Below are 23,669 nucleotides of genomic sequence, written 5' to 3'. Positions count from 1 at the left end.
GATGTTAGAAGGAATCGTTAGAGAGAGTATCGGTAAGAAGTCTGCGAAGGCTTTGAGAAGAGATGGTTATCTAATCGCCAACATTTATGGCAAGGGATTAGAGAATGTTGCAGCTGCTTTTAAAGTAAATGACTTTATCAAAGAGGCACGCAAAAAAGAGAGCCTTGCTTTTGATGTAAAAGTAGGCGGAAAAGTTTATAATGTCGTTATTGTTGATTACCAAAGAGATGTTGTTACAAGCGATCTTAAACACGTAGATCTAAAAGTAGCACTTCCAGGCGTTTTATCAAAATATATGATCCCAGTTAAGCCAGTTGGAACACCTATTGGTCTTAAAAATAAGGGCGTTTTGATCCAGTCAAAAAGACGTCTTTGCGTAAAATGCACGGCTGAAAATTTACCAAATTCATTTGACGTTGATGTAAGCAAACTTGACATTGATGATACGATTTTGGTTCGTGATATCACAGCTCCTAAAGGCGTTACTATCATTGACGCTGACCGTGTTGCGGTACTTGGAGTTATTAAAGCTAAATAAAAAGGGCTTTTGTGACACTAATAGCGGGGCTGGGAAATCCTGGCCCCAAATACGAAAACACTAGACACAACATAGGCTTTATGCTTATAGACCTCCTAAAAGACTCAAATTTCAAAGATGTTAGCTCAGCCAAATTTCAAGGCGAAGTTTTTAAATTTAATGACATTATCTTGCTAAAACCAACAACCTTTATGAACCTCTCAGGTCAAAGCGTAAAAGCAGTAAAAGACTTTTATAAGCCAGATAGGATAATCGTCATCCACGATGATCTTGATCTTAGTTTTGGCGCGGTTAAATTTAAAAAAGGCGGCAGTAGCGGCGGACATAACGGCATAAAATCGATCGATAATCTAATAGGCAACGACTACGAAAGAGTGCGTGTTGGCATAGGACATGAGGGCGATGCTAAAAATTTTGTCCTTGGCGAGTTTAGCGACGAGGAGAAAAAGGCTTTAGATGAAATTTTAGCCTATACAAAAAATGCGGTTTGCGAGCTGCTAAAGAGCAACATCAACGAAATTTCACAAAAATTTACGGTAAAAAAAGGTCTTATCAAATGAAACTATACGCCAGATACGTTGGCTGGGTCTATATAAAATCTTTTCTTATCGTATTTTTAGCGCTTGAGCTATTTTATGTTGGCATTGATCTGCTTACAAATTTAAAAGATCTGCCACCATCTGCCAACCTTCAGCTACTCTACGTTGGCCTTACTGCACTAAGTGCCATTAGCTATGTTTTGCCACTTTCACTCATCTTTGCGCTAATAATTTTGCATGTAAATATGGTCAGATCAAACGAGCTAATCAGCTTTTATGCTCTTGGCATCAGTAAAAACAAGCTCATTTTGCCTCCATTTCTCATCGCACTTTTTGTGACGATTTTTTACGTTGGGCTAAATTTTACGCCGTTTGCTTATGCGCATGATTATCAAAAGAGTATCGCTAAAAACACCGCTTTTTCAAAAAGTACAAATGACTCATTTTTGAAATTTGAAGGCAAATTTATCTATATAAAAGAGTTAAGCTCAGCTAAGCAAAGAGCAAATGACGTGAGAATTTTTGACATTAATGGCACTGACTTGCTCTCGACAACTTTTGCCGACCACGCCAAATTTAAAGACAATGAGTGGGTTTTAGAAGATGTAAATCAGACCTTTTTGCCTCAAAGCTTAGAGCTTGGCGAAAATGGCTTTAGCAAGGTAAAAAGCGAAAATTTAGATGCGTTAAGAGGCTTTAAGCCAAAGAGCATTGAGAGTGCTGCAAGTGTTGAAAACTCAAAATTTAACATACCTGACGCGATAAATTTTATAAAGACATTTAAAAACGAAGGCATAGGGCTTGATAGCGCAAGGACTGCATTTTATAACCTTGCTATCACGCCATTTTTTGCGCCATTTTTATTGCTTATTTTCTACTATCATTTGCCAGTAACTGGCAGGTTTTTTAACCTCGCACTCTCAACATTTATCTTTGTTGTGATAACACTCGTAGTTTGGGGACTTCTCTTTATCTTAACCAAATTTGCTCAAACCTCAGTCATCTTGCCAGAGATCGGCATGGTTTTCCCTGTTATTTTGTTTTTTGCATACGCCATTTATCTCATAAAAACGCATCGTTAAGCCAAATTTTGGCAACTTTTTTGTAAAATCAAGCCATTTTAAAAAAGGCTATTTTATGGATTTTAAAGAGCTTGCAAGCAAATACAAAACCCCACTTTACGTTTATGATTTTAACTACATTAAAGAGCGCTACGAGGCGCTAAAAAACGCATTTTACGCTAGAAAATCTCTAGTTTGCTACGCTGTAAAAGCAAACTCAAATTTAAGCGTTTTAAAATTTCTGGCTGATCTTGGAGCTGGATTTGACTGCGTGAGCATCGGCGAGGTCAAAAGAGCGCTGTTAGCGGGAGCTAAGAGATATCAGATCATCTTTAGCGGCGTTGGCAAGAGCGATGAAGAGCTAAAAGAGGCTTTAGAAAATGAAATTTTGCTTATAAATGTTGAGAGTTTTGCTGAGCTTTTAAGGCTTGAAGAGATAGCAAAAGGGCTAAATTTAAAGGCAAGGATCAGCATCAGGGTAAATCCTGGTGTTGATGCAAAAACACACCCATATATCTCGACAGGGCTAAATGAAAACAAATTTGGCGTCGATGCGCAGACGGCCAAAAAGATGTATATCCACGCCAAAGCATCAGAGTTTCTTGAGCCAACTGGCATACACTTTCACATCGGCTCACAGCTAACTTCACTAAGCCCGATAATAGACGCTGCAAAGATCGTTAGTGAGCTTTTAAGAGAGCTAAGAGCGCTTGAGATCGATATCAAATTCTTTGATGTTGGTGGCGGACTTGGCATCATCTATAACGACGAAAAAGAGATAAATTTATATGACTACGCACAAGGAATTTTAGGCGCACTAAAGGGTCAAGATGTGACCATCGTTTGCGAGCCAGGCCGCTTCATCGTGGGCAATGCTGGCTACTTTGTCGCAAGCGTTTTATATGAGAAATTTAATGGCAAAAAGAGATTTGTCATCACTGATGGCGCGATGAATGATCTTATAAGACCAAGCCTTTATGGCGCACATCACAAAATTTTTGTCGATGGCAAGGATGAAAATTTAGGCACTTGCGATGTGGTCGGTCCAGTTTGTGAAAGTGGCGACTTTTTAGCAAAAGATATCAATCTACCAGAGTGTGAAAGTGGCGACGTCATAGTGGTTAAAGGGGCTGGAGCTTATGGATTTAGCATGAGTTCAAACTACAATACAAGAAACAGAGCTGCTGAAGTTTGCGTGCTTGATGGCAAAGATAGGCTGATAAGAAGACGTGAGAGCTTCGAGGACGTCGTGGCACCTGAGATTGAGTTTTTGGAGAGCGCTGATGCAAGAGCTAAATGAGCTTAGAAAAGAGATCGATAGTATCGATGATCTCATCTTAAATAAACTAAATGAAAGAATGAAGCTTGTCGAGCAGATCGGCAAGCTAAAGCAAACGACTGGGACGCCTATATATCGCCCTGAGCGCGAGCGAGCTATCATAAACCGCTTAACTAGCCTTAGCAAAGATAAAGCTTTAAACAAGGCAGCTATCGAGGCTATTTATCTTGAAATTTTTGCTGTTAGTAGAAATTTAGAGATGCCTCAAAAGATCGTCTATCTAGGACCTGAGGGCACTTATACACATCAAGCGGCGCAAAGTAGATTTGGCGCGATGAGCGCATATTTGCCACTTGCTACGATCGAGGCAGTTTTTACGAAGCTAGCTCAAAAAGAGGCAAAATATGGCGTCGTGCCTATCGAAAACAACACTGAAGGCGCTGTTGGAGCTACGCTTGATTGTTTGAGTAAATTTGATGATATAAAGATAGTGGCAGAGCTCTACGTAGATATCCACCACAGCTTTGTTAGCATAAATGAAAATTTAAAAGAGATAAAGCGAATTTACTCGCATCCGCAAGGTTATAACCAGTGCCGTAAATTTTTAGAAGATCACTTGCTAAATGAGGTCGAATTTGTCCCAGCCAAATCAACCGCAGCAGCCGCATATATGGCATCTATGGATAGAGAATCAGCCGCCATTTGCTCAAAAATCGCAGCTAAAATTTACAACGTGCCAATCGTCTATGAAACTATTGAAGATAATATGGCAAATAGAACGAGATTTTTGATTTTAAGTGACTTTAAAAATGCCAAGGTTGAAAACTCGAAAACTTCGATCCTAGCAAAGACTGATCACAGTCCAGGACGCCTTGCTGATCTGCTTTCTATCTTTAAAAATGAAAATATCAATATCACAAAACTTGAGTCACGTCCTATAAAGCAGCGCGAATTTAAGTCAATTTTTTACCTTGACTTTGAAGGGCATATCGACGATGAGAAGGTGCAAAACGCCTTTGAACTTGCAAAAGAGAGCGGCGCTGAGATAACTTGGCTTGGAAGCTATTTAAACGGAGATGAGTAATGAAATTTAATGACTTTTTAGATGATCTAGTAAATTATGAGGCTGGAAAGCCGATCGAGCTTGTAGTTAGAGAGTTTGGCATCGATGCAAAAGATGTGATAAAGCTAGCGAGTAATGAAAACCCTTTTGGCACGAGCAAACGCGTAGAAGAGGCGCTAAAAGAGGTCGCTAAAAACGCACATCTCTATCCAGACGATAGCTACTTTGAGCTAAAAGAGGGACTGGCTAAGAAATTTGGCGTAACTAGCAAAAATTTAATCATCGGCTCTGGAAGTGACCAGATCATAGAGTTTGCACTTCACGCAAAGGCGAACAAACAAAGCGGCGTTTTGATGGCTGGCGTGACATTTGCGATGTATGAAATTTACGCAAAACAAACAGGGGCTAAAATTTACCGCACAAAGAGTGTGGAGCATAATTTGAGCGAGTTTTTAGAAATTTATAATGCGCACAAAGATGAAATTTCTGTCATTTTTCTTTGCTTGCCAAATAACCCTTTGGGCGAATGCATCGATGCCGATGAAGTCTATAAATTTATAAAAAACATTGATGAAAACACGCTTGTGGTGCTTGATTGCGCTTACAACGAATTTGCTAAATTTAAAGATAGCAAAAAAGAGATAAAGCCAAGTGAGGTGGTGAAATTTAAAAATGCCATCTATCTTGGCACTTTCTCAAAGGCCTACGCACTTGGTGGCATGCGCGTGGGATACGGCGTGGCAAATGAAGAGATCATAGGCGCTCTTTCAAAGCTAAGAGCTCCATTTAACATCACGACACCAAGCCTAAGAGCAGCGGTAGTAGCGCTTGGAGATGATGAATTTGTGCAAAAAACTATGCAAAACAACTTCGAGCAGATGAAGAGATATGAGGAGTTTGCAAAGCAAAATGGCATCGAGTTTATCCCAAGCTACACAAATTTCATAACTTTTAAATTTAACGAGCCAAAATCAAGCCAGATATGCGAAAAGATGCTAAAAAAAGGTATAATTTTACGAGATTTAAAAAGCTACGCCTTAAATGCGGTGAGAATCACCATCGGTCAGGCATGGCAAAACGATAGAGTTTTTGAAGAGTTAGAGCAAATTTTAAAGTAGGGATATGGATTTTAAGGCATTACTTCATCAAATAAGTCAAATTTATCAAAAGCTTTCACTAAAACAAAAGATCGTCGCAGGCAGCTCGATCGTCTTAGTTGTGGCTTTTTTGGTATTTTTAACGCTTTACAAAAGTAAAAGTGATAGCTTTGCAGGATATAGCGTCCTTTTTGAAAACATCAGCCCAAGCGACTCAGCCTTAATAGTCGATCAGCTAAACAAAGATGGTATCAAGTATAAACTAGCAAATGAAGGCACAATACTGGTGCCAACTAGTGATGTATATAAAGAGCGTATCGCTGTTGCAACGCTTGGCATACCAAAAGAGAGCAAGATCGGTTTTGAAATTTTTGACAAGCAAGAATTTGGAGCAACGGACGCCGAGCAGAGAGTTAAATTTCAAAGAGCGCTTGAGGGTGAGCTAGCTAGAACGATCGAGAGCCTCTCATCTATCCAAAAAGCAACCGTAAGAATAGCCATACCAAAAGAGAGCGTCTTTACTGAAAGACAAGCACTTCCGACCGCTTCTATCGTCGTTGAGCTAAAGCCAGGCGTTAGTCTAAATGCGAAGCAAATTTTTGGCATTAAAAACCTAGTTGCCGCCTCTGTTACAAATTTAAGCACCGAAAATGTCAAGATAGTAAATCAAGATGGCGTTGCACTTGGCGATGAAGACGGTGAATTTGATAGTGATGCCATAGCTCAGCAGATCCGCTATAAGCGCGAGTTTGAAAATAATTACGAGCAAAAGATCGTAAATGTCCTAGCTCCTATCGTGGGCGGGGCAGATAAGGTCGTAGCGAAGGTAAATATCGACTTTGACTTTGATAAAAAAGATACAAAAAGCGAGGTTTATGACCCAAATAACGTCGTAAGAAGCGAGAGCAACATCGAAGAAAAGCGCCAAGGCTCGGCTCCAAATGAAGTAGGCGGCGTACCAGGTGCGGTTAGTAATATAGGCCCTGTTCAAGGGCTAGATGACAGCACTTTAAAAGAGCAGTACAACAAAAGCTCGCAGCAGACAAACTACGAAATTTCAAAGAAAGTGACAAATGTCAAAGGGCAGTTTGCTAGCATAAACAGAGTGAGCGCAGCTGTCGTTATAGACGGACTTTATCAAAGCAAAAAGGATAAAGACGGCAAACCAACTGGCGAGCTTGAATTTGCTCCGCTTACCAAAGAGCAAAGAGAATCAATCACAAATTTAATCAAACAATCAATCGGCTACAATCAAAATAGAGGCGATGAGGTAAGCTTAGATAACTTTGAGTTTAAAACTGGCAAAGATGTCAGCACTGGCGAGAAGATGGATGGCTTTATGAACAACTACGTGATGCCTTTCTTGCCGCTACTTAAATACATCTTTGCAGCACTGCTACTTTACATCTTCTACAAAAAAGTCATCGTGCCATTTATGCAAAAGATGCTTGAAGAGACGAAAGAAGAAGAGGAGCAAGTCCAAGACGATCTTGAAGATATCGAGATGGATGCTGAAGATACGCTCGAGAAATTTAAAGCCGCTCGCAAGAAGGTCGAGGAGCAGCTTGGTCTTAGCGGTGAATTTAACGAAGATGAGCTAAAATACGACGTCCTTCTTGAAAAGATGAAGATAGTAGTCACTGAACGAAGCGAGGAAATTTCAAATTTACTCCAAGATATGGTTAAAAACGATAGTGACTTTAACATGCGTAAGGAAATTTAATGTCTATAAAACTAACCGATAAGCAAAAGATGATATATGACGATCTTTCGATGCCAGAAAAGATCGCTATCTTACTAATACAGCTTGGCGAAGAGGCGACAGCTCTTATATTTTCGCACATGGATGTTGACGTCATCACCGAAATTTCAGGCTACATAGCAACTGCGAAAAATATAGACAAACAAGTCGCAGGCGCCATTTTGGAAGAATTTTACGCTCTCATGCAGTCAAATCAATATATGAGAAGTGGCGGCTTAGAGTATGCAAAAGAAATTTTATACCGAACATTTGGTCCAGAAGCTGCTCAGAAAATTTTAGACAAGCTTGCTAAAAGCATGGAAAACTCAAAGAGCTTTGGCTATCTTGATAAGATAAAGCCACAGCAACTCGCAGACTTCATCGTAAAAGAGCACCCTCAAACTATCGCGCTAATCCTAGCCCACATGGACTCAACAAGTGCCGCCGAGACGCTAAGCTTTTTCTCAGATGAGCTAAGAAGCGAGGTAGTGATCAGGATGGCAAATCTTGGCGAGATCAGCCCATCAGTGATCAAGCGTGTCTCAACAGTACTTGAGGGCAAACTTGAAAGCCTCACATCTTACAAGGTCGAGGTTGGTGGCCCAAGAGCTGTGGCAGAAGTGCTTAACAGGCTTGGTCAAAAAGCTAGCAAAAGCACGATCGAGCGCATCGAGCAAAGTGACGATAAGCTTGCTACAACGATCAAAGAGCTTATGTTTACATTTGAAGATATTATCAATCTTAACGCAACTGCGATTAGAGAAATTCTCAAAAATGTCGATAAAAAGGATCTTATGGTTGCATTTAAGGGTTCAAGCGATGGCATTAAGGATAAATTTTTATCAAATATGTCTCAGCGTGCAGCCGAAGCTTTCAAAGAAGAGATGCAATACCTTGGCGCTGTGCGTGTAAAAGATGTTGAAGAGGCGCAAAGACGCATAGTTGAGGTCGTCCAAGGTCTAGCTGATCAAGGTGTCTTCCAAGTTGGCGAAGCAGATGAGATGATAGAATGAAAAGTAGCGTAATAACAAGTGAGACCTCGCCGGCTCACTTTATAGAAAATTATAGATTTAAGGTGCTTGGAAGTAACGAAAGAGCCCAAGATAGCACACCTGTTTTGATAGAAGAAAATAATCTTAGTGAAGAGCTAAATGAACAAAATTTAGAGCAAGGTGTTGAAAATTTCGCACCTCAGATGCCGCACCCAGTGCAACCAAACATGCAAAATCACTTTGCACCTCAGTCTCAAAATAGCCAAGCTCACCAGCCTGGATTTGACTCTAGCTTTGTCGAGGAGCTACTTAAAAAGACAGATGAGCTAAGCAGCAACATCATCAAGCTTCAAATGCAAATAGAAAATCAAGAGAGTGAATTTGCAAAACGTCTTGAAGCTGAAATTTCTCGTGCAAAAGAGGATGGCAAAAACGAAGGCATCGCTCAAACAAACGCTGCAAATGAGGCAAAGATAAAGGAGCTTGAGGCTAAATTTAACGCTTCAGCTGCAAAGTTAGATGAGCAGTACGCTAAATTTGATGAATTTTTGAAAAAGAGCGAAGACGAGCTTGGTCAAACTGCGATAAAGATCGCAAAAGAGGTGATAGAAAAAGAGGTCTCAACGGCTTCTAGCCAGATCGCTCATCACCTAGCAAATTCGCTTATAAAAGAGCTAAGCGACGTAAAAAATATAGAAATTCGCGTTAATCCAGAAGATAGCGAGTATCTAAAAGAGCAGTTTAGTAAAAACGAACGCGTAAAAGTAAGCGCTGATGATGCCATAAGTAAAGGCGGTGTAGTGATAATAAGCGAGGGCGGAAACATCGATGCGACGATGCAAACAAGGCTTGAAAAGCTAAAAATGCTGGTAAATAATGAATAAAGACGTTAAAAGCCTAAATGTCGATGAGCTAAACGCGCTTTGCCACGACATCAGAGATAAAATTTTAGCTACCGTTAGCAAAAATGGTGGTCATCTTAGCTCAAATATCGGTGCAGTCGAGATCATCGTTGCGATGCATAAAATTTTTGACGTTACAAAAGATCCGTTTATTTTTGACGTGAGCCACCAAAGCTACGCGCACAAGCTACTAACTGGGCGCTGGGACAAATTTGATACGCTTAGGAAATTTAACGGTATCAGCGGCTACACAAAGCCAAGCGAGAGCAAATTTGACTACTTTGTGGCAGGTCACAGCTCGACGTCTATTTCGCTTGCAGTTGGTGCTGCAAAGGCGATCAAACTAAAAAATGAAGAGCGCTTGCCAGTGGCTGTCATAGGCGATGGCTCACTAAGTGGCGGCATGGCGTATGAGGCGCTAAATGAGCTGGGGGATAGAAAATATCCTTGCGTCATCATCCTAAACGACAATGAGATGAGCATAAGTAAGCCAATAGGCGCACTCAGCAAGTATCTAAGCCAGATGATGGCAGGGCAGTTTTATCAAAAATTTAAAGGCAGGGTTGAGCGCTTTTTAAGCTACATGCCAGACTCCGCAGCCTATATGGCTAGACGCATGGAGGAGGGCATCAGGCTCATCACTCCTGGTATGTTTTTTGAAGAGCTTGGACTCGAGTATATAGGCCCAGTCGATGGGCACGACCTTTCAGCGCTTCTTAGCACATTTGAAACAGCCAAAAATATGAAAAAGCCAGTCATCGTCCACGTGCAGACGCTAAAGGGTAAAGGATATGAATTTGCCGAGGGTTACTATGAAAATTGGCACGGAGTTGGGCCATTTGATCTAAAAAGTGGCGAATTTATAAAAAGACAGTCAAACAAGTCAGCTACGGCGATCTTTAGCGAGCAGCTTTTAAAGATGGCAAGGGAGCACAGCGACATCGTTGGCGTAACGGCTGCGATGCCAACAGGCACTGGCATGGATGCGCTCATACATGAGTTTCCAGACCGCTTTTGGGATGTGGCGATAGCCGAGCAGCACGCTGTCACCTCGATGTCAGCCATGGCAAAAGAGGGTTTTAAGCCATTTGTCGCGATATACTCGACCTTTATGCAAAGAGCCTACGATCAGGTCATCCACGACGCTTCTATACTAAATTTAAACATCACTTTTGCGATGGATAGAGCGGGCATAGTGGGCGAGGACGGCGAAACACATCAGGGCGCTTTTGATATCAGCTTTTTAAACGCTGTGCCAAACATGGTTCTTTTTGCTCCAAGGTGCGAAGAGAGCATGAAAAATGTTATGGAATTTGCCTACTCTTACAAGGGTGTTAGCGCGTTTAGATATCCGCGTGGGGCGTTTATTTTAAGGGATGAATTTAAGGCTAAGCCGCTAGAGTTTGGCAAGGGTGAAATTTTGGCTGACGCAGAGTCGGATACCGCATTTTTAGGCTATGGCAATGGCGTTGGCAGGGCAAATTTGGTTAGAAATTTACTAGCTGGCAAGCTTGAGGCTATCCTTGTCGATCTAGTCTTTGTCAAGCCGCTTGATAGAGAGCTTTTATGTGAACTAGCAAAACGCACTAAAAAGTGGTATATCTTTAGTGATAGCGCTAAAAAAGGCGGTGTTGGCGAGATTGTAAGTGCATTTTTACAAGAAAATGGCATATCAAATGTAAGCGTTGTTAGCTTTGAGTATGATGATAAATTTATCCAGCATGGCTCGACAGCTGAGGTTGAAAAGAGCCTTGGCATAAGCGCTGAGCAAATTACCCAAAAATTACTAGAGAATAATTAATATCATTTAATAAAGAAACGTTTAATATTACTTTTGCTAGCATAAAGCAAAAATTTGTATAGGGGAAAATTATGCAATATGTATCGTTGCTAAAACAGTCTGGGCTTAAAGTAACGCCGCAGCGTCTTAGCGTTTTGAGAATTCTTGATCGTCATACACATCCAACGATCGATGAGCTTTATGATGAAATTTTGAAAGAAAATCCATCGGTTTCGCTCGCAACTGTCTATAAAAACCTAAACACTCTAAAAGACGAGGGTCTAGTGGTTGAAGTAAATATTGTCAATCAAAAGGCGAGATACGACATTTATGAGCATCCGCACATCCACGTGGTTTGCGAAAACTGCGGTAGCGTCGAGGATATGAGCTATGATGACTCAGAGCTTGGCAAATACCAAGAAGCGCTTGAAAAAAAGATCGGTAACATCATCGAGCGCCTAAATATCGTTGCTAGCGTAAAAAGCTGTAAACACTGCCGATAAGGCAAAATTTATGTTGCACTACGCAACATAAATTTTTATTTTTCTTCATAAAACACTTCAAACAAGCCTGAAATTAGCTTTTTTCTCATTATTTTAAGCACTAACTCGCTAAAATAAGCAAAAAATTTCGGAGAAAAATGTGGGTTTGGAGATAGAGCGTAAATTTTTACTCAAAAATTCTCAAATTCTAGATTTTCTAAAAGAGGCTGGGCTAGTTTTTAAGCACCTTAAAATTTCTCAGTTTTACACCAAGATCACGCAAAATGAAGAGATCCGCTTCAGAAGCGAAGAGGGTAAATTTATAAAAACGATCAAGGTTGGCAAAGATCTTATAAGAGAAGAAAATGAGGAATTTTGCGAAAAGGTGGAGTTTAAAAAGGCTCTAAAAAACCGCATCGGGCGCGTCATCACAAAAGATAGATACATTTTTCGGCTAAACAACAATCCTTGCAACATCGATGTTTTTAAAGATAGCTTAAATGGACTTTGCACATTTGAGATTGAATTTGCTGATGAAAACGAGGCTGTATATTTTAAACTGCCAGCTTTTTTGGAGCAGTTTTGTAAGGCCGATGTCACCTGCGATAAAAGATATAAAAACAAATTTCTTGCCATTCACGCAAATGAAAATGAACAAATCGACTACAAAAGAGCCTACAATGTCTTTAAAAACAAAGAAATTTCGCCAAATTTTGCTGCAAATTTAAAAAGTGGCGAGGCTTTAAGAGCTTTATTTTTAAGTATATTTAAAGAGATAAAGAGGCTAAAGAGCGACTATCTGCAAAATCACGACGAAGAAATTTTACATAGTCTGCGAGTAAATTTAAGAAAAGTTAGGTCGCTACTTAAAATTTTTAACGGAGTTTTTGATGAGAAAGTGACGCTTTTTTTTGGAGAGAATTTTAAAATTTTGGCAAACTCAACCAACAAAAAGCGAGACTTAGACATATTTTTAGGCTTTTTAAGCGAGCAAAAGCATGCAAATGAGCTAATTTATTTTGTGCAAAAGGCTCTAAATTTAGAGTATGAAAACGTTAAAAGTTACCTTAGCGATGAGGAAAACTACGCCTTTTTAAAAGAGTGGGAGATATTTTTAAACGAGGGCGAGTTTTATGGATCAAAGCTCTTTGATGTAAGCCTTTCGCGCCTTGGCTCGTTTAAGCTAAGAACACTTATGGTATTAGCTCAAAAAAGGCTAAAAAGCCTAGATCAAGACTGCCCAAACGAGAGTTTTCATAAGATCAGGATCGAGCTTAAAAAGGTGAGATACACTTATGAGTTTTTGAGTGAGATTTTTTATTTTGACGGGCTTAAAAAGTATGAAGAGCGGCTAAAAGATATGCAAGAGATCTTTGGTGCGCTTCAAGACTATGATGTCTGGCTGGGCATCTTAGAGCGCTTGCCAGTGGCTGCTGGTAAAGAAAAACTAGAGAGTAAAATCTACAAACAAATTTACAAAACCAGAGAAGAGATACTAAAAAAACGGCTTAAATTTATAAAAGCAACTCGCAAGATCTCGCGAAATTTAAAAATTTACTACATATAAAGGTCTAAAATTTATGCAAAAACAAGAAAAAATAGTTGATATGTTTAACCAGATCGCTCCGACTTACGACGTCGCAAACAGGGTGCTAAGCCTTGGCGTGGATGTGAGCTGGAGGAAATTTGCTTGCAGATATATGCTAGAAATTTTTAAAAACAAGAGTATAAATATCGTGGATGTGGCTTGCGGCACTGGCGATATGATGGGGCTTTGGAGCGAAATGGCAAAAGAATTTGGCGTAGAGGTGAAAAGCCTTACTGGTATCGATCCATCAAGTGGCATGCTAAAAGAGGCGAGAGCAAAATTTCCAAATTTTAAATTTATAGAGGCCTACGCTGATAATACAACGCTTGCAAGCGGTGAGGCTCAAATTTTAAGCATAAGCTATGGCATAAGAAACGTGGTCGAGCGAAAGGCTGCGCTTAGGGAGTTTAATAGAGTGCTTGCTTCAGATGGCTACGTCGTCGTGCTTGAATTTACAAAGCGCCAGAAAAAGGGCTTTATAACTGCACTAAGAGATTTTTACCTAAGTAAAATTTTGCCAAGTATCGGCGGCTTTATCTCAAAAAACAAAGAGGCGTACGAGTATCTGCCAAGCTCGATAGAAAATTTCTTGGACGCAAAGAGCTTTTGTGATGAGCTAGTTGATGCAGGTTTTGAGATAGAGCTTTGCAAGGGCTTTAGCATGGACATCTCGACGCTATTTATCGCTAAAAAGGTCAAAGAGATCAATGCTTAGCGTATCTGAGCTAAACGAAAAAGCAAAGGCGCTGCTTGAAGCGACACTTGACTACGTCGAGGTAAGTGGGGAAATTTCGCGCCTTACTAAACACGCCTCTGGGCACTGGTACTTCACGCTAAAGGATGAAAAGTCAAGCATCTCAGCCGTGATGTACCGCATGAATAACCAAAAGGTGAAATTTTTGCCAAAAGAGGGTTTGAAGGTCAAAATTTATGGCAAAGTGACCATTTATTCGCCAAGTGGGTCCTATCAGCTGGTGGCTAGTGCGATGCTGCCTGATGGCGAGGGCGAGCTTGAGCTTGCGTTTAGGCAGCTTAAAGAAAAGCTCGAAAACGAGGGGCTTTTTGACATCAGCGCAAAAAAAGAGATACCAAATTTACCTAAGAAAATAGCCCTTGTCACAAGTGCCACTTCAGCTGCACTTCAGGATATGCTAAAGGTGGTAAGAAGCCGCTGGAGGCTAAGTGAAATTTATATATTTGACGCGCTAACTCAGGGTGAAAATGCTCCAAGCTCGCTTATAAAAGCCTTACGCAGAGCCGATAAATACGGCGTTGATGTGATCGTTTTAGCTAGAGGAGGCGGTAGTAAAGAGGATCTTTGGTGCTTTAACGACGAGGGCTTGGCACGTGAAATTTACGCTACAAAAACGCCAGTCATAAGCGCTATCGGACATGAGATCGACTATGTTATAAGTGACTTTGTAGCAGACCGCAGATCGCTTACGCCAAGTGCAGCCATGCTTGATCTTTTGCCTGATGAAGAGGCGTTTTTTCAGTATCTTGATAGGCTCAGCGATGATCTTGATAGTGCTTTAAATTTAAAGATCACAAAGAAGCAAAATTTGCTAAATTTACTACTTTCTAAATTTTCATCAAACGCCCTAAAAGCTAGGATTGAGCTAAAATTTAGCGAGGTGGCAAACAAGCAAAATGCCCTAACAAACGCCGTGCAAAGAAAGATCTTGCTTCTTAGCTCAGCTCTTAGCTCGCTTGAGAAGGCTTATGAGATGAGGGAGCTCTTTTTTGAGAGCACGAAGGGGCTTATCGAGGTTAGAAAAGATGGCAAGAGAGCTGATCTTAGAGATTTAAATTTGAATGATGAGATCGAGCTTATCTCGCAAAATACACATAAAAAAGCAATTATCAAGGAGTAAAAATGAGTAGAAAAATCAACTTTAGCGCAGGCCCAAGTGCGATACCGCTAGACGTTTTAGAGCACGCAAAGGCCGAATTTACTGACTACAGAGGCGAGGGCTACTCGATCATGGAGATCAGCCACAGAAGCAAGACCTTTGAGGAGATCCACTTTGGCGCGATGGAGAAGATAAGAAAGCTTTACGGCATCGGCGATGAGTATGAAATTTTATTTTTGCAAGGCGGCGCACACTTGCAATTTAGCATGATACCGATGAATTTATATCAAGGTGGCAAGGCTGAATATGCAAACACCGGCGTTTGGACAAACAAAGCGATCAAAGAGGCAAAAGTGCTTGGCGTAAATGTAGATGTCGTTGCAAGCAGCGAGGATGAAAATTTCTCTTACATCCCTGAGTTTAAATTTAGCGACGATGCCGACTACGCCTACATCTGCTCAAACAACACGATTTATGGCACGCAGTATAAGGCTATGCCAAAGACCAAATCGCCCCTAGTTGTCGATGCTTCGAGCGACTTTTTCGCTAGACCGCTTGATTTTAGCAGTATTGGTTTGCTTTACGGCGGCGCTCAGAAAAATGCAGGCCCAAGCGGCGTGACTATCGTCATTTTAAGAAAAGACCTAGTTGATCGCGTGAGTAGCCAAAACGTCCCTATGTTTTTGCGCTACAAAACGCACGTAGAGGCAAACTCACTCTATAATACACCGCCAACTTTTGGAATTTATCTTTTAAATTTAACCATGCAGCACCTGCTAGACCTTGGTGGACTTGCTGAGGTTGAGAAGATAAATGCCAAAAAAGCAAGCACGCTTTATAACATCATAGACAGCTCAAATGGCTTTTATGTGGGTCACGCTAAAAAATCAAGCAGGTCAGATATGAACGTGAGCTTTACGATACCAAAAGATCATGCACTTGAGCCAGTTTTCGTCGAAGAAGCGCTAAAAGAGGGCATGCTAGGGCTAAAAGGTCACAGACATCTTGGCGGCATAAGAGCCTCTATCTACAACGCCGTTAGCCAAAGCGACGTTGAGAAACTTGGCGAGTTCATGAGAGAATTTGCCAGAAAGCACGGCTGATGAACAAGGCAAAAAAAGCTTACGACGAAATTCCTTATTTCTCAGCTGCATTTAGCGACTGCTCGCCCGTTAGGATAGAGGCGGTTGCTAAATTTCTAGGCTTAAAGGTGGCAAATTTAAAAGATGCCAGAGTGCTGGAGCTTGGCTCATCGTATGGTGGCAATATCTTGCCATTTGCAGCTTCACACAAAGAGGCAAAGGTCGTTGGCATCGACATCTCAAGCCACCAAGTAGAAGAGGGCAACAAGATAGCAAAGAAGATGGGTTTAAAAAATTTCACCCTTCTTGAGCGTGACTTTTTACACATGAATGAGCACGACATAAAAGAGCTTGGCGAGTTTGACTACATCATCGCTCACGGCGTTTATAGCTGGGTGAGCCCAAACGTAAGAGACGCACTACTTGCAACGATAAAGGCGCTACTTAGCAAAGATGGTATCGCCTACGTCTCATATAACACCTATCCAGGTTGGAAGAGCCTTGATATCTTAAGGGACTTCATGCTCTTTGCGAGCGCAAACAGGGGCGATAAAGAGTCGCTACCTCACGTCAAAGAGGAGCTAAATTTTTTACAGGATTATTTGAAATTTAGCCTGCAAAACCAAAGCGACGTCGTCTATAAAGACAGCATGAAGCTACTTTTGACGCAGCTAAATTTCTTACAAGGCATCATCGCAAAGGGGAGTGATTATTACATTTTGCACGACTTTTTGGAGGCTAGCAACGAGCCAACATACTTTCATAAATTTGCTAGGCATATCGATAAACACGGGCTTTGCTACGTCATAGACGCCTCGCTAAATGACATCTTTGCAAGCTCAACTGGGATATATCGCTTTGACGCGCACATCGAGCAAAGCTACAACACTCGTATCAAGAAAGAGCAGCTAAACGACTTTTTGTTTAATAGATCCTTTAGAAAAAGCCTCATCGCGCACAAAGAAAGGCTTGGTGGCGCTGATGACTTTGACGCGGTGCTTGGAGAGAGCGAGCTAAATAGTCTGTATTTTGCCTACTTTAGCGAGCAGCCAAGGACAAAAACGCAAGAAATTTTAAGCAAAGCCTATCCGCAAAGTCTAAATTTAAGCGAAGTAAAGGCTGCACTTGGAGAGAGCGAGGGTGAAGCATTTATGGGGCTACTTGAAATTTTAAATGATCAAAACACCAAAATTTCATCCTCAAAGCTTATTGCACTTGCTTATGAGCCTAAAAAAACTAGGCTAAAGCCTAGAGCAGCGGCCTATCTTGGGTATTTTTTGGATGCTAGCTCGCCAGTCATATCTTTGGCAAATGAGCTAAATGGCAAGCTTAGTTTAAGCGTTGAAGAGATCAAGGCTGCATTGAAATTTGACGGCAAAGCCAGCTTTAAAGAGATCGCAAAGGGTGTAAATTTAAGTGAAGTTGAGCTAAAAGAGCTTGCTTTTAAACTAAGTGAAGCTTACTTTTTTGAAGAAATTTAAAAAAAGAGCGTGGCAATTTAGCCATGCTCTTACTCAAAAAACATATCTTTTAATATCAAACATATCATCGCTATGTAAAAGACCAAAAACCATTTTTTAAGTGTTTTTTTGTCGGTATGTTGCGTCTTTTTGGTGCCAAAGTATGCGCCAATTAGCGAGCCAAGACCTAAAAATGTGCCCTCAGCGTATGAGATGTGACCATTTAGTGAGAGTGAGATGAAGCCGGCAATGGCTGCAAACATAACGAAAAATACGCCCATAGAAACGGCTTTTTTAAGCTCATAACGCAAAAAGCCAACCAAGATAGGAGCGATAAAGACGCCTCCGCCGATGCCAATGCTAATGGCAAAAACACCAACAAAAACACCAACTAAAAATAGCAAAAAGAGTGAATTGTTCGCATTTGAGCCGTCGCTGTTTGGCGAAAAGTATAGTTTTATAAGCGAAAAGACAAATGTCGCAAGTAGCATAGACTCAAGTAAAAGTGCAGGCGCGTGCGACACGATGATGCCACTAAAGCTAGCTCCAACCAAGCCTCCAAGCCCCAAAAAGACGCCACGATTTAGCTTTAAAAGCCCAGCTTTGTAGTTTAGATACGAGCCAAATGTCGCGCTAAAGATCATCTGCATGACGCTTATGCCAATGGCAGTTTTGACGTCGTATCCGAAGGCGACCATGATAGGAACGACGACCGTGCCGCCACCGATGCCAAAAAATCCGGCGATGTAACCAACGCCGATACCGATTATAAATAGTTCTACAAAAAGCATTTTTTCTCCCTCGACTGGCGCAAATTTTAGCCAAGGGGCTCTTAAAAAAATAGTAAAAAAGGCGTAATTTTAAAAATTTAGTCAAAATTCTAAAAAGTAAAAGCGAAAATTTTTTATAATCAATAAAAATTTAAAAGGAAAAATATGCTCTTAGAACAACCACTCTTTTATTATGAAGCGATCAGAGAGAAATTTAAAAATAGCTACCTTGCTGAAGATAAGACTCAAACGATAATCGGCATCGACTGCGAATATATCGACGAAAAAGATATGGACTTTTACGGACTTAGAAGCCACTTTGATACTAATCGTAACAGAGCGCTCGCACCTTTTGCAGGACTTTTTGGCGTTTTTGCTTATGATGGCGTGAGATACTTTGAGTATATCGGCAAAGAGAAAGCTAAAAAGTATGAGTTTCCAAAATTTATCTACGCTGACGCTAAAGCATATCTGCACTTTGATAAGATGAGTAAAATTTATACTTTTTATGGGGATAAAGAGAGGTATTATGACTTTTTGCTAAATTTAAAGGCAGAGCACAGGGGTGAAAAAGAGTGCGAATTTAGCATAAAAACTGATCTTAGTAGCGAAAAGAAACACTTTGAAGATATGGTTGAAGTTGCAAAAGAATACATAAGAAGCGGCGACGTCTTTCAAGTGGTGCTTGGTGAGCTACTTGAAATTTCAACGAATATGAGTAGCCTAGACTTTTACAAAAAGCTAGCCACTGCAAATCCTAGCCCATATATGTTTCATTTTCCTACGCCTTATGGCGATGTGGTTGGCTCGTCGCCTGAGCTTGTTTTTGAGATGAAAAGCGAGCAAATTTTTGTAGCACCGATCGCAGGCACAAGACCAAGAGGTGGCGATGCAAACGCTGATGTGGCGCTTGAAAATGAGCTTTTAAGCGACGAAAAGGAGCTAGCTGAACATAAGATGCTAATCGATCTTGCCAGAAACGACATCGGCAGGGTCTCAGAGCCAAAGAGCGTGGCGGTAAAAAATGCGATGCATATCCAAAAATTTGAAAAAGTGATGCACATCGTTAGCGACGTCTATGGCAAGTGCGCCAGGGAGCTTAACCTTTTTGACGTGCTAGCTAGCATCTTCCCAGCTGGCACGCTAAGCGGTGCGCCAAAGATCAGAGCCATGCAGATAATTAACGAGCTTGAAATTTTTGAGCGAAATATCTATGGCGGGGGCATTGGATTTTTGCATTTTAATGGCGACGCTCAGGTTGCAATCCTCATCCGCTCAGCTATCTTTGTGCCAGCTAAAAACGGCTTTAGCGACGTCTTTGTCGGAGCTGGAGCTGGCATAGTCTATGACTCAAAAAGCGAGAAAGAGTATGCTGAAATTTGTCACAAACGTGCCAGTGTGGTAAATGTCTTTAAAAACAGCGCAAAAGAGGTTTAGACTTACAAATCAAGAGCTTTCATGCCAGGACAAAATTTAATCCTAGCTATAACGATTTTTGTTTTTATATGTGCGTGCTTTATGGCGCATAAGGACAATAAAAATAGTTTGCAAAAGAAAGATAGATAAAATTTATTAAATTTAAAAGGTGCAAATTAATCTGCAAAAGCAAATTTGTATTGTTTGGCTTTAAAAAGAATAACTAATGCCAAGATAAATTTATCCTATCTATCGACCATATTTTCGTAGTCGCACTAAACGTTGGCAAGATGAAATTTAGCTTTGACGAGCGTATCCAGACAAATGTGGTGGCAAATTTCACGCAAATTTATGAGTATAAAAATTTACACATCAAAAAAGGTGAATATCTGTAAATTTCGAGCTTGGCTCAATCATTGTCATACTTGGCGAGAAATGCAACCAAGTATAGTCTCTTTGAAAATAAAGAGCTAAAATTTACTGAGGCGATCAGGCTTATAAAATAAATACACTAAGTATATGAGTAAATTTTTATACCTTATCTAATGATCAATTTTTTGTATCCATTATAATATGAGTTATAGTCTTCAAAATATTATAGGTATGAAGGCTTGTAAAAGATGACGAACGTATTATTTTATCTATCGAAATTTCTCTAGGATTAAGATTTAATTGGCTCATCTATTATAAAGCTAGTATTTGTTTTACTAAGTCGATAGCTTTTACATCATTTAAATATATTAATAAGATATAAGATTATGAGTTGATATATTTTTAAAAGAATTTTATTAACTTGCAACAAAGAAGCTTAAATTTGCCTTGCAACCCAAGGCTTTAATATTTTATCTACAAAATTAAGCTATTTAGCCCAAAAAGGGCTAAATTTAGACATTAAACCTAAAGTGCATCACGTCGCCATCTTGCACGACATAGTCTTTACCCTCAAGTCTCATCTTGCCAGCCTCTTTGGCTCCATTTTCGCCGCCATGTGCGATGTAGTCATCATAGCTTATCACTTCAGCTCTGATAAAGCCTCTCTCAAAGTCATTGTGGATGACACTTGCTGCTTTTGGCGCTTTCCAGCCATTTGTGATCGTCCAAGCCCTAACTTCCACGACGCCAGCGGTGAAATAGCTTATCAAATTTAGCTTTGCAAAAGACGTTTTGATGATCTTTTCAAGGCCACTCTCGTTCGTGCCAAGAGATGCCAAAAACTCGTGAGCCTCTTCGTCGCTTAGGCCGATTAGCTCCTCTTCGACCTTGGCGCAAAGCTTGATCACCTCGTGATCTGAGGCTTTAGCATACTCTTTTAGCGCTTTTACAAATTTATTATCTTCGCTAAGCCCCTCTTCATCGACATTTGCGCCATAAACTACCTCTTTAGCGCTTAGAAGCCTTAGCTCTTTGTTGAGCGCTAAAAACGCCTCACTATCTCTTTGCTCAAAGCTACTTGCGCTTTTGCCATCATTTAGGTGAGCTAAAAGTAAATTTGCTATCTCAAGCGCCTCTTTTGCACCTTTTGCATTTGCTTTTGCCTCTCTTGTGAGCTTTTCTATCTTTTTATTTAATTGCTCGATGTCAGCTAGTATCAGCTCGGTTTGGATGATCTCGATGTCTCTTACTGGATCGACGCTGCCCTCGACGTGAGTGATGTTTTCGTCTTCAAAGCAGCGAACGATGTGTAAAATAAGCTCGGTTTCTCTGATGTTTGATAAAAATTTATTGCCAAGTCCTTCGCCAGAGCTTGCCCCTTTTACAAGGCCTGCGATATCGACAAATTCGATGGTTGAGTATTGAATTTTATTAGGACTTACTATCTTTGCAAGCTCATTTAGGCGCTTATCAGGCACTGGCACGATGGCTTTGTTTGGCTCGATAGTGCAAAACGGATAGTTCGCACTCTCGGCATTTTGTGCCTTTGTAAGTGCGTTAAATGTTGTTGATTTGCCCACATTTGGTAGGCCTACTATTCCAACTGAAAGTCCCATCAATTCTCCTTACTAAGTGCTTGTAAAAAGTATAAATTCATCCTCACACCAGCCCCACTCGCACCTGCTTGGTTGTATCCCCAAGCCTTTTCACGATACGCTGGACCTGCGATATCAAGGTGTAGCCACTTATCTTTATACTCATCTTTGATAAATTTAGCTAGAAACATGCCAGCTGTGATCGCGCCGCCATATCTGCTTGAGGCGCAGTTGCTAACGTCTGCGATCTGGCTTTTGATAAGCTCGCTAAGATAAGGGTTAAAATCAAGAGTAGTCGCTAGCTCGCCGCTATCTTTTATCTTGTTTTTAAACTCGCTTTTTAGGCTCTCGCTGTTACCCATGATGCCTGTTGTGTATTCGCCAAGTCCCACGACGCAAGCGCCAGTTAAGGTTGCCATGTCGATTAGGATATCTGGCTTAAAGTCTTGTGCGTAGCTTAGGCAGTCAGCCAAGACCAAACGCCCCTCTGCGTCGGTGTTTCTCACCTCTATGCTAACACCACTTCTTGAAATAAGCACGTCATCAGGCTTATAAGCGTTGCCACCGATCATATTTTCAGTTGCGCCTAAAATGGCGTGAATTTCAAATGGTAAATTTAGCTCCGCTGCACCTTTTATGATGCCAAGAGCTGCTGCTGCGCCGCTTTTGTCTGATTTCATAGTGAGCATATAATCAGCCGGTTTCAAGCTAAGGCCGCCACTATCGTATGTTAGCCCTTTGCCGACAAAGATGATGCGTTTTTTAGACTTTTTAGGCTTGTAGGTTAGGTGGATGAGCCTTGGTTTATGCACGCTTGCGCGATTTACCGCTAAAAATGCGTTCATATTTTCTTTAGCTAAAAATTTCTCGTCATAGACCTCGCACTTTATGCTTGCGATGTTTTTGGCTAAATTTAAAGCGTCCTGCGCCATCTTTTGTGGTGTGTAAATTTCTGGAATTTCATTTACGATATCTTTTGTGAAATTTGTAGCACTTGCTATTATCTCTGCCTCTTTAAAGCCCTCGTTTGCTGCCTTTAGATCGATCTTTTTGCCAGAAAATTCTTCAGTTGCAAAGATGATCTCCTTAAGGGTGTATTTCTCTTTTTTTTCTTTATATTTGTTAAATTCATAGCTTCCAAGCAAAAAGCCCTCAGCTAACGCCTCAAAGCTTAGTTTTTGGCACTGCGCTACGTAAGAAGCTAACTTTATGCTCTTAATATTTAGCGACTTTAGAGCGTTGTAAGCTTTAGCGGCTGCAACTCTAAGCTCGTCAAGATCAAGCTTAGAAAGTGGCACATAAGCCCTTTTTGCTTCGCTTAGGATGAGGACGCTATCGCCTTTGTAATTGTTAAATTTAATAGCCTCTTTATCGCCTATAAATTTATGTTTTAAGTCCTTATCTACTACGAAAATTAGTTCAATATCAGCTTTTATATCTTTTAATTTTTTATCAACTATTTGAAACTGCATGTCTTCTGTCTCTCCTTTCGTTTAAAATTTTATTTTCGATGCGCTTAAATGCATAGATCAAAAGCCCCATAAATATGGCAACCACTGGGATAGCGACATACCAGTGCTCTTTTGCTTCTTGCAAAAGCACAAGTATATGCTCGCCAAGTATCCAAGCAGGTATGGTGGTGATCGCCGCCCAGCACCAAGCGCTGATCAAATTTATAAAGGCGTATTTTTTAGCGTCATAGCCCGTAAGTCCTATGCAAAGCGGGATGATGACACGAAAACCATACATATAGCGTTGCAAAAAGATGATCGGCCAGCCGTATTTTTTCAGCATTATGTGCGCCACTGCAAATTTTCTCCGCTGCGTGTGAAGCCTTTTTGCGATGTATTTTTTATTGTAACGCCCTAAATAAAAGTAAATTTGATCTCCCACAAAGCCTCCAAGTCCAGCCACAAATATAGCAAGCGCGATGTGCATATGCGTGGTGTGAGCGAGAATTCCAGCCATTATTAAGGCCATCTCACCCTCCATGATACACCAGACAAAAAGTATGATGTAGCCGTACTCTTTAAGCAGTTCTATAAAAAACTCTTCCATG

21 protein-coding genes are annotated in these 23,669 nt (G+C 40.7%); 17 read left to right on the top strand and 4 right to left on the bottom strand.

Translation table 11 applies throughout. The features are described from left to right. The first annotated feature begins 1 nt into the window (after position 1). From F3G76_RS03275 to F3G76_RS03200, 16 genes are all read left to right on the top strand, one after another. Complete coding sequence (locus tag F3G76_RS03275) at positions 2 to 538, top strand: 50S ribosomal protein L25/general stress protein Ctc (RefSeq protein ID WP_002939542.1); 537 nt, start codon at positions 2 to 4, stop codon at positions 536 to 538. Between the two features lie 11 nt (positions 539 to 549). Further along, positions 550 to 1,098 (top strand): aminoacyl-tRNA hydrolase, encoded by a 549-nt coding sequence (gene pth, locus F3G76_RS03270; RefSeq protein WP_149705909.1) that lies wholly within the window; start codon positions 550 to 552, stop codon positions 1,096 to 1,098. Beyond that, positions 1,095 to 2,159: an LptF/LptG family permease gene (locus F3G76_RS03265; RefSeq protein WP_149705908.1), complete on the top strand. Its 1,065-nt coding sequence runs from the start codon at positions 1,095 to 1,097 to the stop codon at positions 2,157 to 2,159. Before pth ends, F3G76_RS03265 begins: the two co-directional genes overlap by 4 nt. Positions 2,160 to 2,214: 55 nt before the next feature. After that, on the top strand, positions 2,215 to 3,438 hold the full coding sequence (gene lysA / locus F3G76_RS03260) for a diaminopimelate decarboxylase (RefSeq protein WP_103608949.1): 1,224 nt from the start codon (positions 2,215 to 2,217) through the stop codon (positions 3,436 to 3,438). After that, positions 3,422 to 4,501: a prephenate dehydratase gene (pheA, locus tag F3G76_RS03255; protein ID WP_009294657.1), complete on the top strand. Its 1,080-nt coding sequence runs from the start codon at positions 3,422 to 3,424 to the stop codon at positions 4,499 to 4,501. Before lysA ends, pheA begins: the two co-directional genes overlap by 17 nt. Continuing rightward, complete coding sequence (gene hisC / locus F3G76_RS03250; protein WP_149705907.1) at positions 4,501 to 5,598, top strand: histidinol-phosphate transaminase; 1,098 nt, start codon at positions 4,501 to 4,503, stop codon at positions 5,596 to 5,598. The genes pheA and hisC overlap by 1 nt, the downstream gene beginning before the upstream one ends. Before the next feature lie 4 nt (positions 5,599 to 5,602). Further along, positions 5,603 to 7,300: a flagellar basal-body MS-ring/collar protein FliF gene (gene fliF, locus F3G76_RS03245; RefSeq protein ID WP_149705906.1), complete on the top strand. Its 1,698-nt coding sequence runs from the start codon at positions 5,603 to 5,605 to the stop codon at positions 7,298 to 7,300. Then, positions 7,300 to 8,331 carry a flagellar motor switch protein FliG gene (fliG, locus tag F3G76_RS03240; RefSeq protein WP_012001435.1) on the top strand — a complete coding sequence of 344 codons (1,032 nt, stop codon included), beginning with the start codon at positions 7,300 to 7,302 and terminating at the stop codon, positions 8,329 to 8,331. The genes fliF and fliG overlap by 1 nt, the downstream gene beginning before the upstream one ends. Beyond that, complete coding sequence (gene fliH / locus F3G76_RS03235) at positions 8,328 to 9,194, top strand: flagellar assembly protein FliH (RefSeq protein WP_149705905.1); 867 nt, start codon at positions 8,328 to 8,330, stop codon at positions 9,192 to 9,194. The genes fliG and fliH overlap by 4 nt, the downstream gene beginning before the upstream one ends. After that, a complete protein-coding gene (gene dxs, locus F3G76_RS03230) occupies positions 9,187 to 11,013 on the top strand; it encodes a 1-deoxy-D-xylulose-5-phosphate synthase (RefSeq protein ID WP_149705904.1) in 1,827 nt (608 codons plus the stop codon). The genes fliH and dxs overlap by 8 nt, the downstream gene beginning before the upstream one ends. A gap of 71 nt (positions 11,014 to 11,084) precedes the next feature. After that, positions 11,085 to 11,495, top strand: coding sequence for a Fur family transcriptional regulator (locus F3G76_RS03225; RefSeq protein ID WP_009294652.1), 411 nt, complete (start codon positions 11,085 to 11,087; stop codon positions 11,493 to 11,495). Between the two features lie 139 nt (positions 11,496 to 11,634). Continuing rightward, positions 11,635 to 13,041, top strand: a complete 1,407-nt coding sequence (locus F3G76_RS03220) for a CYTH and CHAD domain-containing protein (RefSeq protein ID WP_223227401.1) — start codon at positions 11,635 to 11,637, stop codon at positions 13,039 to 13,041. Between the two features lie 13 nt (positions 13,042 to 13,054). After that, on the top strand, positions 13,055 to 13,777 hold the full coding sequence (gene ubiE, locus F3G76_RS03215; protein WP_149705903.1) for a bifunctional demethylmenaquinone methyltransferase/2-methoxy-6-polyprenyl-1,4-benzoquinol methylase UbiE: 723 nt from the start codon (positions 13,055 to 13,057) through the stop codon (positions 13,775 to 13,777). Beyond that, positions 13,770 to 14,936, top strand: coding sequence for an exodeoxyribonuclease VII large subunit (xseA, locus tag F3G76_RS03210; protein ID WP_149705902.1), 1,167 nt, complete (start codon positions 13,770 to 13,772; stop codon positions 14,934 to 14,936). Before ubiE ends, xseA begins: the two co-directional genes overlap by 8 nt. Before the next feature lie 2 nt (positions 14,937 to 14,938). Beyond that, the gene (gene serC, locus F3G76_RS03205; RefSeq protein WP_149705901.1) at positions 14,939 to 16,018 is read left to right on the top strand and encodes a phosphoserine transaminase; all 1,080 of its coding nucleotides are present in this window, start codon (positions 14,939 to 14,941) and stop codon (positions 16,016 to 16,018) included. After that, entirely contained in the window at positions 16,018 to 17,478 is a 1,461-nt protein-coding gene (locus tag F3G76_RS03200; RefSeq protein ID WP_149705900.1) for a methyltransferase regulatory domain-containing protein, read from the top strand. The genes serC and F3G76_RS03200 overlap by 1 nt, the downstream gene beginning before the upstream one ends. A 29-nt stretch (positions 17,479 to 17,507) precedes the next feature. Here F3G76_RS03200 and F3G76_RS03195 read toward each other — a convergent pair whose 3' ends face one another. Next, a complete protein-coding gene (locus F3G76_RS03195; RefSeq protein WP_021087879.1) occupies positions 17,508 to 18,248 on the bottom strand; it encodes a sulfite exporter TauE/SafE family protein in 741 nt (246 codons plus the stop codon). 144 nt (positions 18,249 to 18,392) lie between these two features. Between F3G76_RS03195 and F3G76_RS03190 the strand changes: the two genes are divergently transcribed. Further along, positions 18,393 to 19,664: an anthranilate synthase component I family protein gene (locus tag F3G76_RS03190; protein WP_149705899.1), complete on the top strand. Its 1,272-nt coding sequence runs from the start codon at positions 18,393 to 18,395 to the stop codon at positions 19,662 to 19,664. 863 nt (positions 19,665 to 20,527) lie between these two features. Here F3G76_RS03190 and ychF read toward each other — a convergent pair. The 3 genes from ychF to F3G76_RS03170 are packed head-to-tail and all read right to left on the bottom strand — an operon-like array spanning position 20,528 to position 23,668. Continuing rightward, complete coding sequence (gene ychF, locus F3G76_RS03180; protein WP_149705898.1) at positions 20,528 to 21,631, bottom strand: redox-regulated ATPase YchF; 1,104 nt, start codon at positions 21,629 to 21,631, stop codon at positions 20,528 to 20,530. Further along, entirely contained in the window at positions 21,631 to 23,082 is a 1,452-nt protein-coding gene (locus F3G76_RS03175; protein WP_149705897.1) for a leucyl aminopeptidase, read from the bottom strand. The genes ychF and F3G76_RS03175 overlap by 1 nt, the downstream gene beginning before the upstream one ends. Further along, entirely contained in the window at positions 23,063 to 23,668 is a 606-nt protein-coding gene (locus F3G76_RS03170; protein WP_054196332.1) for a DedA family protein, read from the bottom strand. The genes F3G76_RS03175 and F3G76_RS03170 overlap by 20 nt, the downstream gene beginning before the upstream one ends. Position 23,669 lies beyond the last annotated feature (1 nt).

It is taken from the genome of Campylobacter concisus, from assembly GCF_902460575.1.
In the GTDB taxonomy this organism is placed as follows: Bacteria; Campylobacterota; Campylobacteria; order Campylobacterales; family Campylobacteraceae; genus Campylobacter_A; species Campylobacter_A concisus_AW.
The sequence above is the reverse complement of the archived record's forward strand: the minus strand, read 5'-3'. Positions and strand labels throughout refer to the sequence as shown.

Bases quoted from the DNA above. Each gene is read 5' to 3' on its own strand.
- F3G76_RS03275 (WP_002939542.1), top strand. From the start codon at position 2: ATGTTAGAAGGAATCGTTAGAGAGAGTATCGGTAAGAAGTCTGCGAAG.
- F3G76_RS03265 (WP_149705908.1), top strand. From the start codon at position 1,095: ATGAAACTATACGCCAGATACGTTGGCTGGGTCTATATAAAATCTTTT.
- lysA (WP_103608949.1), top strand. From the start codon at position 2,215: ATGGATTTTAAAGAGCTTGCAAGCAAATACAAAACCCCACTTTACGTT.
- pheA (WP_009294657.1), top strand. From the start codon at position 3,422: ATGCAAGAGCTAAATGAGCTTAGAAAAGAGATCGATAGTATCGATGAT.
- hisC (WP_149705907.1), top strand. From the start codon at position 4,501: ATGAAATTTAATGACTTTTTAGATGATCTAGTAAATTATGAGGCTGGA.
- fliF (WP_149705906.1), top strand. From the start codon at position 5,603: ATGGATTTTAAGGCATTACTTCATCAAATAAGTCAAATTTATCAAAAG.
- fliG (WP_012001435.1), top strand. From the start codon at position 7,300: ATGTCTATAAAACTAACCGATAAGCAAAAGATGATATATGACGATCTT.
- fliH (WP_149705905.1), top strand. From the start codon at position 8,328: ATGAAAAGTAGCGTAATAACAAGTGAGACCTCGCCGGCTCACTTTATA.
- dxs (WP_149705904.1), top strand. From the start codon at position 9,187: ATGAATAAAGACGTTAAAAGCCTAAATGTCGATGAGCTAAACGCGCTT.
- F3G76_RS03225 (WP_009294652.1), top strand. From the start codon at position 11,085: ATGCAATATGTATCGTTGCTAAAACAGTCTGGGCTTAAAGTAACGCCG.
- ubiE (WP_149705903.1), top strand. From the start codon at position 13,055: ATGCAAAAACAAGAAAAAATAGTTGATATGTTTAACCAGATCGCTCCG.
- xseA (WP_149705902.1), top strand. From the start codon at position 13,770: ATGCTTAGCGTATCTGAGCTAAACGAAAAAGCAAAGGCGCTGCTTGAA.
- serC (WP_149705901.1), top strand. From the start codon at position 14,939: ATGAGTAGAAAAATCAACTTTAGCGCAGGCCCAAGTGCGATACCGCTA.
- F3G76_RS03200 (WP_149705900.1), top strand. From the start codon at position 16,018: ATGAACAAGGCAAAAAAAGCTTACGACGAAATTCCTTATTTCTCAGCT.
- F3G76_RS03195 (WP_021087879.1), bottom strand. From the start codon at position 18,248: ATGCTTTTTGTAGAACTATTTATAATCGGTATCGGCGTTGGTTACATC.
- F3G76_RS03190 (WP_149705899.1), top strand. From the start codon at position 18,393: ATGCTCTTAGAACAACCACTCTTTTATTATGAAGCGATCAGAGAGAAA.
- ychF (WP_149705898.1), bottom strand. From the start codon at position 21,631: ATGGGACTTTCAGTTGGAATAGTAGGCCTACCAAATGTGGGCAAATCA.
- F3G76_RS03175 (WP_149705897.1), bottom strand. From the start codon at position 23,082: ATGCAGTTTCAAATAGTTGATAAAAAATTAAAAGATATAAAAGCTGAT.
- F3G76_RS03170 (WP_054196332.1), bottom strand. From the start codon at position 23,668: ATGGAAGAGTTTTTTATAGAACTGCTTAAAGAGTACGGCTACATCATA.